A 12,084-nucleotide genomic window follows, 5' to 3' on the forward strand; every position below is an offset into this window, starting at 1 on the left:
ATAAAAAAACTCCTTTTTCAAGGAGGTTAGTCATTTGTTTTTTGTTTATTTTGATCATCATCGTCAATTACCTGTTTCATACCTTTTTTAAATTCTTGAAGGGTTTCGCCAGCAGCTCGCCCTAATTTCGGTAATTTTGACGGTCCAAAAATTAATAAAGCGACAATTAATATGATTGCTACTTCTCCAATACCTAAGTTCATTTTTCTCCCCCTTCAATTTCGACCTAACGATAAACAAAACTTGGACAATGGTAACTACTTTCATCATACATTTTTCTAAATATTATTTCAACTCAAAATAAATAAAATTCAACCACTCTTTGTCTTTATATTTTATTTCAAAAAAACAACTCGCGAATTTGTGAGTTGTTTTACGATTTACAGTATGTGTGTAGTTAAAAAATTTAACAAGCTGGTTCAGTCGGTATGTATATGCTAAAAGTTGAACCAACTCCCCATTCACTTTCAACCTGAATTTTACCATTATGTTCTTCAATTATTTTATAGCACATCATCAAACCGAGACCGTTGCCACATGTTTTAGTCGTAAAGAATGGCTGACCAAGTTTTTTCATTAAATCTTTTGGAATACCTGTACCTTCATCTTGAATGTAAAGAATACCATATTCCTTATTTTTTTCAATGCGGATTGTTAAACAGCCTGGCTTATCCATCGCTTCAAGGCCATTTTTCACTAAATTAATGATCACTTGTTTAATTTTTTGTTCATCACAATATACTTTTACATTTTCATCTAAAAATTGGCGTACAACTTTAATTCTTTTTTGAATCGCTTCTCTTTCTAACAATGTCATGCAGTTTTCAAAAATCGTTTGTAAGTTATGTAATTTGTAATTCTTTGGCGCCGGTTTAGCTAAGGCCATTAATTCATTTGAAATTGAATCAATGCGATCAATCTCATTTTCCATAATTTCTAAATAATCGTGATTCATTTTTGTATCGGATCTCATTAACTGAATAAAACCTTTTAAAGAAGTTAATGGATTACGTATTTCATGGGCGACTCCGGCTGCAAGTTGACCAATTAAGGCCATTTTGTCACTTTGTAATAAACTTTCTTCTTGAGTAAGATTAATTTCTTTCATCACATAAAAAAATTCTTCTAAATTTCTATCACTATTATGTATTTGATAAATGATAAGAACAATCGGTAAAAAAATTCCATCCTTTTTCCTCATACGTACCGATATTTTATAAAGTTGCTGTGAGTTAGTACTTTTATATAACACAAGCAATTGTTTTCGATCATTTTCATGAATCAAATCATGTAAAAACATATCTAATACTTCGTGGTCCTCATAACCTAATAAGGTCCTTATATTTGATGTAACAAAATTAATTTTTCCCTTTGTTGTACTTTTTAATAAAACATGATTATATAAATTAGATATAAACTGGATGATATTTTTAACAGAGTCATTCAACTTATCATCGTAATTTGTTTGATTTTGCGAAAGAATAGACACAGCTCTCTACCTCATTTCCCTCGTGAAATTATTAAATGATTTCATACAGAGGTCCATCGTTCATTTATTATACAAAAAAACTTTTTCAACGTTCTGTTCGATAATTAAACCGTATTATAACAAAGTTTTCTGTAAATTTAAACCAATATTGAATAAATTATAATTTTTTCGTCTAAATGAGATAAAGTTATACCAGCCTTTTATAACTTTCTTATTGTTTTCATTTAAATTCTAAATGTTATATAATATGGATGTAATTGACTATTAGTAAAAAACAATGGTTATATTTTTATTTTCCAATAATAATCCATTTGTCAATTGATCGACCTATTACAGATTATTCAATAGGAAGGCGTAATATATATGAGTTTTCTTACAATTTTTGTTACCATAATTTTCTTCTTAAACTTTATTTTTGCATCAATTGTCGTCTTTTTTGAACGTAGAAATCCTAGTTCAACATGGGCTTGGCTACTCGTTCTCTTTTTCATTCCATTACTCGGATTTGTGCTCTATTTAACATTAGGACAAAATTTAAAGCGAAAAAAACTATTTGTTTGGGAAGACTTAAAGAAAATTGGCTTAGATGATTTAATTCAAAAACAAAAAAATGAGTTGCAAAGTTATAATTATGATCCACTCACAAAAGAAATGGAAAACTATCGTGACATGATGTATTTATTCTTAGCTAACAACAATGCCTTAATTACGAACGATAATAACCTGGAAATTTTCACCGATGGAAACGATAAGTTTAAATCATTATTTAAAGACATAGAAGCGGCGAAACATCATATCCACTTACAATATTACATTTTCCGTGATGATGATTTAGGAACAAAATTAATTGATTTATTAACAAAAAAAGCTGAAGAAGGCGTTGAAGTTAAAATATTATATGATGAAATGGGTTCACGAAGAATAAAAAAGCGATCCTTTAACAAATTAAAAAAAGCTGGTGGATTCGTGGAAGTCTTCTTCCCTTCCAAAATACCGCTTGTAAACTTGCGCATTAATTTTCGCAACCACCGAAAAATTGTCGTGATTGATGGGAAAATTGCTTATGTCGGCGGTTTTAATGTTGGTGATGAATACTTAGGATTAGTAAAAAAATTCGGCTATTGGCGTGACACCCATTTACGTATTGAAGGAACAGCAGTTCACGCTGCACAAATTCGCTTTATTTTAGATTGGAACCAAGCCTCAGACCGAAATGATATTTATTATGATCCAAAATATTTTCCTGAAATTAATCAAACTGGAAATATCCCAATTCAAATTGTAACAAGTGGTCCCGACTCCCAATATGAACATATTAAAAATGGTTATATTAAAATGATTTCTTTAGCAAAAAAATCCATCTATATTCAGACCCCTTATTTCATCCCAGATAATAGTATTTTAGACGCATTACGTATTGCCGTTTTATCTGGTGTCGAAGTAAATATTATGATTCCGAATAAACCAGACCATATTTTTGTATATTGGGCTACGTTATCGTATATTGGGGAACTGTTAGAAGCAGGTGCAAACGTTTACATTTATGACAACGGTTTTATCCATGCAAAAATGATCGTAGTTGACGACTTAGCCGCTTCTGTAGGTACAGCAAATATTGATGTACGAAGCTTTAAACTGAATTTTGAAGTGAATGCCTTTATATATGATTCAGATACAGCCAAACGACTTGTAAAAGTGTTTGAACAAGATATCGAAAAGTCCCGTCGCCTCACCTATTACCAATACTTACAACGACCTTTAATTATTCGCTTTAAAGAATCAATTTCACGTCTATTGTCACCAATTTTATAAAACTTAAAACACTAAACTCCCAAAGTAATCTGTTACAAGTCGCCAAATATGGCGACTTTTTTTATTCGTTTAATTTTCAAAAATTATAAATCATATGATAAAATCTATTGAAATATTAATTTTTTTAATACAAAATCATTAACTTTGTTTCCATATCTCCCGTTACAAAAGTATAAAATAAAGTATTCTTTTATAATCTTGTAAAAATTAATCTAGTTTTTACAATAAATAAGCTTTGTCTAAAATTACTTTTTATAAAATATAATTTAATGTTATGTATAAACTGAAGGGAGAAAAATTAATGAAGAAAACCTGGCTTTTAGGATTCGGTTTCTTAAGTATTAGTTTAACTTGGGCTTTATATAATGCATTTGTACCATTATTTTTAGAAGAATTTATTCCAAATAATGTTGCACTTATTGGTTTTTTAATGACTTTAGATAATTATATTGCCCTATTTCTACAACCTTATATCGGTAACCTTAGCGATAAAACGAATACTCGATTTGGTAAACGGATGCCTTATTTATTGATTGGCATGCCGATTGCCGCGATATTCGTTGCTTTAGTTCCGCTCCACTTTAGTTTACTTACTTTAATTGTTTTCATCCTTTGTTTAAACCTCGCAATGGCAATATTCAGATCACCGACGATTGCACTTATGCCAGATATTACCGTTGAAAACAAGCGGACAACCGCAAACGGGATCATTAACTTTATGGGTGGGGTGGGGTCGGTTCTATTCTCGCATTAGCAGGCGGTGCTATTCTTTATGATATACATCCTACCGTACCATTTTGGACAGCTGCCATTGTCTTACTATTAGCATTAATGATAGTGTCCAATTCGATTAAAGAAAAACGTGAGGCAATTCAATACTCGTTAACAGAAGAAAAACCGAAAATAAATTATAAAAAAGAAATAAATCCTTCTACATTATATATTTTATTTGCTATTTTCTTTTGGTTCGTCGCTTATCAAGGGATAGAAGCATTATTTACTTTATTTGCAACAAATGTTTATGGAATGACAGACGGTCAAGCTTCATTAACATTATCTTTCTTCGCTTTAAGTTTTCTTTTATTTGCCATTCCAAGTGGATTTCTCGGGGCAAAGTTCGGGAAAAAAAGAATAATTATGATCGGAATCATCGGTTTAATCGTTGTTTTCTTAAGTGTAAATTTAATAGATTCCATGTGGATGTTACGTACTTTATTGTTTATTGGCGGATTATTCTGGGCTTGTATTAATATTAACTCTTACCCATTTATTGTATCTACAGGTAGTGAAGAAGCAATCGGTACTCGAACAGGACTATATTATCTCGTTTCATCACTAGCTGCCATTACTGGTCCGCCATTAATGGGGTATATCGTTGACTTAACGAATTATAATTGGTTATTTGTTGTAGCTGCAAGTTGTATGGCAGTTGCGCTAATATCAATCATCTGCGTTCGTCACACAGGAAAATCAGAGGAACAATCTGTTCAATCTTAAAACGAGGCTGCGATACTGCAGCTTTTTTATGTTGAAAATATAAGGAATAAGATTGAAAAATATACCTTACGCTTCCGTTTTTCTCCTTCAAGGTATGAAAGTTGAATTCTCATTAATAAAGAAGTTAAAATGAATTTATCAGCTACATTAAACGATAGAATTGATATTCCAACAAAATGAGGTCATTACATGGAAAATAAAAAAGTTTTACCGATTCTTTTTTTCATCATGTTTTTAGTCTTTATTGGTTTCGGTATCATCATACCAGTACTCCCCTTTTATGCTGAAGATTTAGGTGCCTCTCCTACTGAATTAGGTTTATTAATGGCAGTCTATTCATTCATGCAGTTACTATTTGCTCCATTATGGGGACGCTTATCTGACCAAATCGGTCGAAAGCCAATTCTTATTATTGGAATTAGTGGTTTAGCTTGTTCCTTTTTCTTAATGGCGATTGCCGATTCATTATTCATGTTATTTGTCGCAAGAATTTTAGGAGGAACTTTATCAGCTGCCAATATGCCAACAGCGATGGCTTATGTTGCGGATATTACTACTGAAGAAAACCGTAGTAAAGGAATGGGAATCATTGGAGCTGCCACTGGTTTAGGTTTTATTTTTGGACCAGCAGTTGGTGGGGTATTTTCAGACATCAACTTTACTTTACCTTTTTATATTTCGGCCCTTTCATCCTTAATTACTTGTATTCTTGTTATATTTGTATTAAAAGAATCATTACCGAAAGAAAAAAGAAAGTTAAAGGGTTCTGGCCCAACTCCTTCAAGATGGAATGCCTTTAAAGGAACAACGGCCATTTTATTTATTTTACAGTTTTTTATTTCTGTATCATTAGCAGGATTAGAAGCAACGTATGCCTATTTTGCAGCTGAACAAGCTGGTTTACAATCAAAACATATAGGATATATATTTATGTTAATGGGTCTTGGTAGCGCCATCGTTCAAGGTGGTGTTATGGGACCGTTAGCGAAAAAGTTTGGCGAAGGAAAAATCATTCAAGCAGGGATCATTGTTTCTGCAATTGGCTTTAGTTTAATATTATTTACAGACAGTTTCGTCACAGCAGCAATTTTCCTAACTATTTTTGGTGTTGGAAATGGTGTTATTCGCCCGGCTATTTCTGCTTTACTTACAAAAACATCTTCTGAAGGACACGGAAATATTACTGGATTACTATCATCTTTTGATTCTTTAGGTAGAATTATTGGACCACCCCTTGGTGGTTTAATATTTTCACTACATATTTTTCTTCCTTACATTTCTGGTGTAATCTTATCCTTATTTGCATTATTATTGTTCCAGGTTTATCGTGTTCGCTTAAGAAATATTGAAAATAGTTAGCATATTATATAATGAATATAAATCAGCTAGTGTTTTTCTTTTTATAAAATAATAAAAGAATCACTAGCTTTTTTAACATGCTTAAGTAAAACAAAATCTGCCTATCATATTTCAATTAGATTACACATATGTTTACATGGGTGAAACAAAATAAATTAAACACCCGTCATATAAATAGATAATAAGACCAGATATTTTATATAAAAAATACATTATAATGACTTCAATATTTCAAGGGATCAACAAGATAATACAATTATAGTGTACTAATAATATAGATTAAAGGATTGAGGAGCGTCCGATGATTAAAAACTGGTTAGATAAATTAGATTTACACTTCTTATTCATCATATTTCTCTTAGCAATTGTCAGTTTTATGACTTTATCTGCAGCATATGAAATGAACTTTACAAATGAAAACTATACATATAAACAAATTTTCTTTTATATCTTTTCTATAGTTTTATTTTTTATCGTTACGGTAATAGATTTAGATATTTTTAAACATTTTACTTACTATATTTACTTTATTTGTCTTGTTCTTCTGCTAGGCATTATTCTTTTAGCAGGCACAGATTATTCCGCTGAAATAAATGGAGCACTCGGTTGGTATCAAATTAAATCTGTTTCTATTCAACCTGCTGAACTCATGAAGTTCGGATTTATTTTAATGTTAGCAAAACTGCTTGATAGTCACAAATATAAAAAAGATAGTCTAGGTAACGAACTGTTTTTAATTGGAAAAATGGTTCTCTGTTTAATTCCAATCATGGTTATTTTGTTTTTTTACCCTGATTTAGGAAACATGTTAACCCATTTATCTATTTTTGTATGTATGGTGTTTGTATCAAGAATTCGCTTGCGAACTATTATAACTTTTATTTTATCCGTTCCAACAATTGTAGGAGGAGCTTTAGTTTATTTGTATTTTCGAAATGAGAACTATTTCTTCAATAACGTTTTAGGTTTGTTACCAGACCATGTTGCTAGCCGCTTTTACGGTTGGTTAAGACCAGAGGATTTTCCAGATTCAGCACATCAAATGACACAAGCGATAACACATATTGGGGCTGGAAATATTAGTGGATATGAATTTGCCAATGACTACAAACCAGAAGTTCCACTCGCCTATTCAGATATGATTTTTTCCGTAGTCGGCGCGGTGTTCGGGTTTATGGGATCTGCCTTTGTCATTATGCTGTTTTTATTATTAATATATAAAGTCGTAACGATTTCCTTATCATATCATGAAAACTATGGAAAATATATTGGTGCAGGTATCACAGGATTTATATTGTTCCAAGTTTTTCAAAATATTGGAATGAGTGTCGGTATCCTACCAATTACAGGGATTTCTTTACCTTTTATAAGTTATGGTGGGAGCTCATTAATCACCGTGATGGTTACTTTAGGGCTTGTCATGAATATGAAAGTTAACGCTAAAAAATACATGTTCACTACAGAAAGTAGTTTAGATCAATAAATGAGATATGCACAACTATTTTATAAATAAAAAATTGGTGATCCATCATGTTGATGAACCACCTTTTTGCGTCGATATAATATATGTGTATTGACAATTAATAATCAAAACTTATATGAATAAGATATTTTCCTATAAAACTAACAGAGCGTTTATTCATCATCTACTAAAATATATGTTGCTCGTACGGGGCCGTGAACGCCGACTACACGGACCATTTCAATATCGGCACTATTACTAGGTCCTGTAATAAAACTTACGCAAGTTTCTATTTGTTCTCCATTAGCAATTCGGTTATGAATTTGACTTGCTGCTTGAGTAAAACGAGGAACAATCGTACTTGTTGGTATTATTGCAATATAATCCTTTGGCATGATAACAATTGAATTACCGTGATCTTTATTGTTAAAAATCGTTACTGTCGCTGTTTCTGCTAAAGTTATATCACTAAAAATAATTCCAATGTCCGCTTGTTCTGCAATTCTCATATTATCTTTACCTAACTCATAGTCCCATACGTGCACTTGTAAATCTTTTTCCGAATCAAAAAAGGCAATAAGTCCATAATCTTCATTTCGTTTATCTTTTGCGGTAATAATTTTTACTCCTTCATATTCTTTAATTGCATCCTTCAATACGTTGACTAGTCCATCTTTATTTGTCCGAAACACATTAGTGCCAATTTCTTGTGCTTGTTTAATCAACATATCAATTAGTTCTTCTTTTGATAAATCCTTATATTTATCAATTTGTGGGGTCACGCTCCACTTTGGACGTTTAACACCTTCCAGCTTCAGTGGGCGACCAAGTCTTTTGGCAACATGATTTAAAAATTCTTCACGATTGTGGACAGCCATCACGCTTTCCCCCCTTTATCTCTATTTTTAAACCATTGACGGAATGATTCTTTCGGAGGAGCAGGTAAATCACGAGAATCTGTCCAACCTTTTAACGGTCCCGGCCCCTTTTTAATTACACCATCTTTTTCAAAAGGTTTTAATGCTGTATGAGCCATCTTCGTACTCATATTGTAAATGCTAGGATTTCCTCCCCACATCCCTACACCTTTCATCATCAATTTTTCTGATAATGGGGCTTTCTTTTCTTCTTCTACAATTTTTTGTCGATGCATAATTAACATCTCATGAAGTGGTATTTTTACTGGACATGCTTCAGTACAAGCACCACAAAGCGTGGATGCATACGGTAATTCTTTATGATCTTCATATCCGTCTAATAATGGAGTCAACACAGCACCTATTGGTCCTGGATATACTGAGTTATAAGCATGTCCACCAATATGTCGATAAACGGGACAAACGTTCATACAAGCTCCACACCGAATGCAATGAAGTGCTGCTTGAAATTCTGTTCCTAATATTTTTGAACGACCATTATCAACAATGACAAGATGATATTCTTCAGGTCCATCAATTTCCTCTTCTGAGCGGACACCTGTATATGCTGTTACATAACTCGTAATTTTAGCACCGACAGCAGAGCGAGTTAATAAGCTTACTAATACTTCCATTTCCTCCCAAGTTGGTACGATACGCTCCATTCCCATAACTGTAATTAACGTATCTGGAACTGAATATACCATATCCGCATTTCCTTCATTTGTAACAAGGGTAATCGTTCCCGATTCAGCAATGGCGAAGTTACATCCTGTAATCCCTATATCAGCAGTTAAAAAATCGTTACGTAATTGTTGCCTTGCAAATTGTGCTAATTCGTCTGGATCACTAGAGCCAGTATATCCACGTTTTTCAGTAAAAGTTTGTCGCATTTGCTCACGGTCTTTATGTAAAGCTGGCGTAACAATATGGGATGGTTGATCTCCATCTAATTGTAGTATCCATTCACCAAGATCTGATTCCACAACTTCTGCTCCAGTTTCTTGAATTGCCTCATTTAACTTGATTTCTTCTGTAACCATTGATTTTGATTTGACGATTTTTTTGGCGTTTTTTTGTTTAATAATGTTTTTAATGTAATCGTTTGCTTCTTCTGCCGTAGAAGCAAAAAACACATTTCCACCACGTTTAGAAACATTTTCACTCAATTGCATTAAATAATAATCAAGATTTTCAATCGTGTGTGAGCGTATTTCTTCACCTAAACGTCGCCATTCTTCCCAATCCCCTAAAATTGCAGCTTGTGTTAACCGTCCGGTTCTAAATCTTCCTTGTGCTGACGCTACCGCATTCCTAGCAAAATCATCCTTTATTCCTTCTTTGATTCGTTTGCTATAAGCTGTTTCTTTTAACTTTAAACTCATTCCTTCCACCCCTTTAATTCACAGTATTTAAAATTTCCGTAATATGAATGACACGAACATCTTTTCCTTCCCGTTGCATACGACCGCCGATATTCATAAGGCAAGCCATATCTCCACCAACTAAATATTCAGCCCCAGTTTCAATAACATGTTGTGATTTTTCTTTCACCATTTCTCGAGATATATCTGAATTTTTCACTGCAAATGTACCACCAAATCCACAACAATCATGGGCGTGTGGAAGTTCAATAAATTCAACACCTTTAATATTTTTCAATAAAATTTGAGGTTCATCTTTAACACCTAATAAGCGGGTCATATGACAAGATGGATGATACGTAACTCGGCCTTTAAAAGTTGAACCAACATCTGTCACATTTAACACATTTACTAAAAACTGAGTAAGTTCATAAGTTTTCATAGCAAGTTCTTTTGCCGAATCTTCCCATTCCGGATCCCCCTTAAAAATTTTCTGATATTCACGGATCATACTTACACATGAACCTGATGGCCCCACAACATACTCTGAATTTTTAAAGGCACGAATCATTCGCTTCATAGACTTTTTTGCCTCATTAACATAACCACTGTTATAAGTAGGCTGGCCACAACATGTTTGTTCATAAGGAAAATCAACAAGGCAACCAAACCTTTCTAAAATTTCAACCGTATTTTTTACCACATTCGGAAACATAATATCATTTATACATGTAGCAAATATTGATACTCTCATTGATAACACCCCTACTATTATCTTCTTATTCTTTTAATCTAGAAATTTTATTAATTCTAGGTTGACACCTTCTAAATGTTTATACATTGCTTTACGTGCATTCACTTCGTCCCTTTTCTTTATTGCTTCAAATATCTCCTTATGTTCGTTTAATAATTTATCAGAACGATTTTCAGAACAAAGTAATACTTGCCGTGCGTCTTTAATCGTTTCATTAATAAGTTCAGATACGCTTCCCATTAAATTGATTAATAGATTATTTTGAGAAGCTTTAGCAATCGCCATATGAAATTCAGCATCAGCATCAGCACTTGCTGCTACTTCCTCATCTCCATAAGCATTAGCAGTTTCCATTTTGTTTAAAGCTTTTTCAATTTCCTCTAAATCAAAATCTTCATGTTTCAATGCGGCTATTTCCGCTGTACCAGCCTCAAGGATTTTACGAACTTCATACAATTCTTTAATATGTTTTGTTTTCATTAAAAACGCTGTACTTACAGGTAGCTTAAATTTAGCTGGTTTAAATTCAGCCACATAAGTTCCTTCACCTTGTTTCATTTCTACAAGCCCCATCGAACGTAATCCACTTAATGCTTCCCTAACAGCAGACCTTCCTACCCCAAATTTTTCAGCCATCTTTTCAACGGAATCTAACTTGTCACCTGGTTTTAAAAGACCTTGCTTGATCATATTAATTAGTGAATCGGCAACTTCTTCATAAATTTTTTTAGTACGAATTCGTTTATAAACCATACTTCATCCTCATTCCCTAAATCTCTAATATACGATTTACGTTATCATATTTCTCAGAAATAGGGTCATCTGATGACCTTACTTATATATTAAACTATTCTTTAATTTAATCAAGTATAATTAATTACCTTTTTGGAAAATATCAAAAATTATAAAATGCTGGCAACATGTGCCAGCATTTTACTTATCCTTTTTTATTTGTTCAATAAGATTATCCAACTTTCTATCGATGTTTTCAATATGCTTCTTTTTCTTAATACTATTTCGAATAATCGAGAAGATTGCCCAAATAATACTGAACAATACTAAAAAGACTACTATTTGGTATATAGCATCACCTAGTACTATACCTTCATTCACATAACTCTCCTCCATCCCCCAAAATATTGAAGTAAAAAGACAGATTAACAAGCTTTTAATTAATTTGAAAAGTAGATAAGTATGTTTTCTTTCGCTACCTCTCGATATTAAGTTTATCGTATGTATTTGGTATAATTCAATCCCAACAGGGAAAAAGTTTGAGTCAAGTATTTATAGGCAGTTTTTTTCACACCTTAAATTTGAAAGCGGATTCAAACTCTTAGGTTACTCTCTTGGTAAGAATTTTGCCTTTTTTAAAAGCCAGACAACTCTTTTAATGCTTTATAAACTGGTATGTTAGCTTTTCCTTTTAGATA

The 12,084-nt window shown here is 32.5% G+C and carries 12 protein-coding genes; 5 read left to right on the forward strand and 7 right to left on the reverse strand.

Going from position 1 to position 12,084, the window contains the following annotated elements; translation table 11 throughout:
- Window positions 1–26 precede the first annotated feature (26 nt).
- Window positions 27–203: a twin-arginine translocase TatA/TatE family subunit gene (locus tag GW534_RS14360; RefSeq protein ID WP_161921682.1), complete on the reverse strand. Its 177-nt coding sequence runs from the start codon at window positions 201–203 to the stop codon at window positions 27–29.
- Between the two features lie 203 nt (window positions 204–406).
- Window positions 407–1,489: an ATP-binding protein gene (locus GW534_RS14365; protein ID WP_161921683.1), complete on the reverse strand. Its 1,083-nt coding sequence runs from the start codon at window positions 1,487–1,489 to the stop codon at window positions 407–409.
- Window positions 1,490–1,852: 363 nt separating this feature from the next.
- Between GW534_RS14365 and cls the strand changes: the two genes are divergently transcribed.
- The 5 genes from cls to GW534_RS14385 all read left to right on the forward strand — a co-directional run bounded on the left by cls (window position 1,853) and on the right by GW534_RS14385 (window position 7,640).
- Window positions 1,853–3,301, forward strand: coding sequence for a cardiolipin synthase (gene cls / locus GW534_RS14370; RefSeq protein ID WP_161921684.1), 1,449 nt, complete (start codon window positions 1,853–1,855; stop codon window positions 3,299–3,301).
- Window positions 3,302–3,602: 301 nt separating this feature from the next.
- Window positions 3,603–4,055, forward strand: a complete 453-nt coding sequence (locus tag GW534_RS16845) for an MFS transporter (protein ID WP_312854684.1) — start codon at window positions 3,603–3,605, stop codon at window positions 4,053–4,055.
- 23 nt (window positions 4,056–4,078) lie between these two features.
- Window positions 4,079–4,798 (forward strand): MFS transporter, encoded by a 720-nt coding sequence (locus GW534_RS16850; protein WP_407670488.1) that lies wholly within the window; start codon window positions 4,079–4,081, stop codon window positions 4,796–4,798.
- Between the two features lie 189 nt (window positions 4,799–4,987).
- Window positions 4,988–6,157 carry an MFS transporter gene (locus GW534_RS14380; RefSeq protein WP_161921685.1) on the forward strand — a complete coding sequence of 390 codons (1,170 nt, stop codon included), beginning with the start codon at window positions 4,988–4,990 and terminating at the stop codon, window positions 6,155–6,157.
- Between the two features lie 301 nt (window positions 6,158–6,458).
- Entirely contained in the window at window positions 6,459–7,640 is a 1,182-nt protein-coding gene (locus tag GW534_RS14385; protein ID WP_161921686.1) for an FtsW/RodA/SpoVE family cell cycle protein, read from the forward strand.
- 152 nt (window positions 7,641–7,792) lie between these two features.
- On the opposite strand, the gene GW534_RS14390 is transcribed toward GW534_RS14385, so the two are convergent.
- The 5 genes from GW534_RS14390 to GW534_RS14410 all read right to left on the reverse strand — a co-directional run bounded on the left by GW534_RS14390 (window position 7,793) and on the right by GW534_RS14410 (window position 11,767).
- Window positions 7,793–8,497, reverse strand: a complete 705-nt coding sequence (locus tag GW534_RS14390; protein ID WP_161921687.1) for a LutC/YkgG family protein — start codon at window positions 8,495–8,497, stop codon at window positions 7,793–7,795.
- Window positions 8,497–9,921, reverse strand: a complete 1,425-nt coding sequence (locus tag GW534_RS14395) for a LutB/LldF family L-lactate oxidation iron-sulfur protein (RefSeq protein ID WP_161921688.1) — start codon at window positions 9,919–9,921, stop codon at window positions 8,497–8,499. Before GW534_RS14395 ends, GW534_RS14390 begins: the two co-directional genes overlap by 1 nt.
- Before the next feature lie 13 nt (window positions 9,922–9,934).
- The gene (locus GW534_RS14400) at window positions 9,935–10,654 is read right to left on the reverse strand and encodes a (Fe-S)-binding protein (protein WP_161921689.1); all 720 of its coding nucleotides are present in this window, start codon (window positions 10,652–10,654) and stop codon (window positions 9,935–9,937) included.
- Window positions 10,655–10,687: 33 nt separating this feature from the next.
- Window positions 10,688–11,407: a FadR/GntR family transcriptional regulator gene (locus GW534_RS14405; RefSeq protein ID WP_161921690.1), complete on the reverse strand. Its 720-nt coding sequence runs from the start codon at window positions 11,405–11,407 to the stop codon at window positions 10,688–10,690.
- 180 nt (window positions 11,408–11,587) lie between these two features.
- On the reverse strand, window positions 11,588–11,767 hold the full coding sequence (locus tag GW534_RS14410) for a DUF4083 family protein (protein WP_161921691.1): 180 nt from the start codon (window positions 11,765–11,767) through the stop codon (window positions 11,588–11,590).
- Between the last annotated feature and the right edge of the window lie 317 nt (window positions 11,768–12,084).

The sequence above is a fragment of the Pallidibacillus pasinlerensis genome, assembly GCF_009996845.1.
GTDB lineage: Bacteria > Bacillota > Bacilli > Bacillales > Caldibacillaceae > Pallidibacillus > Pallidibacillus pasinlerensis.

What these genes read in the sequence shown, in the direction of transcription:
- GW534_RS14360 (WP_161921682.1), bottom strand. Translation starts at nt 203, where the DNA reads ATGAACTTAGGTATTGGAGAAGTAGCAATCATATTAATTGTCGCTTTA.
- cls (WP_161921684.1), top strand. Translation starts at nt 1,853, where the DNA reads ATGAGTTTTCTTACAATTTTTGTTACCATAATTTTCTTCTTAAACTTT.
- GW534_RS16845 (WP_312854684.1), top strand. Translation starts at nt 3,603, where the DNA reads ATGAAGAAAACCTGGCTTTTAGGATTCGGTTTCTTAAGTATTAGTTTA.
- GW534_RS14380 (WP_161921685.1), top strand. Translation starts at nt 4,988, where the DNA reads ATGGAAAATAAAAAAGTTTTACCGATTCTTTTTTTCATCATGTTTTTA.
- GW534_RS14385 (WP_161921686.1), top strand. Translation starts at nt 6,459, where the DNA reads ATGATTAAAAACTGGTTAGATAAATTAGATTTACACTTCTTATTCATC.
- GW534_RS14390 (WP_161921687.1), bottom strand. Translation starts at nt 8,497, where the DNA reads ATGGCTGTCCACAATCGTGAAGAATTTTTAAATCATGTTGCCAAAAGA.
- GW534_RS14395 (WP_161921688.1), bottom strand. Translation starts at nt 9,921, where the DNA reads ATGAGTTTAAAGTTAAAAGAAACAGCTTATAGCAAACGAATCAAAGAA.
- GW534_RS14400 (WP_161921689.1), bottom strand. Translation starts at nt 10,654, where the DNA reads ATGAGAGTATCAATATTTGCTACATGTATAAATGATATTATGTTTCCG.
- GW534_RS14405 (WP_161921690.1), bottom strand. Translation starts at nt 11,407, where the DNA reads ATGGTTTATAAACGAATTCGTACTAAAAAAATTTATGAAGAAGTTGCC.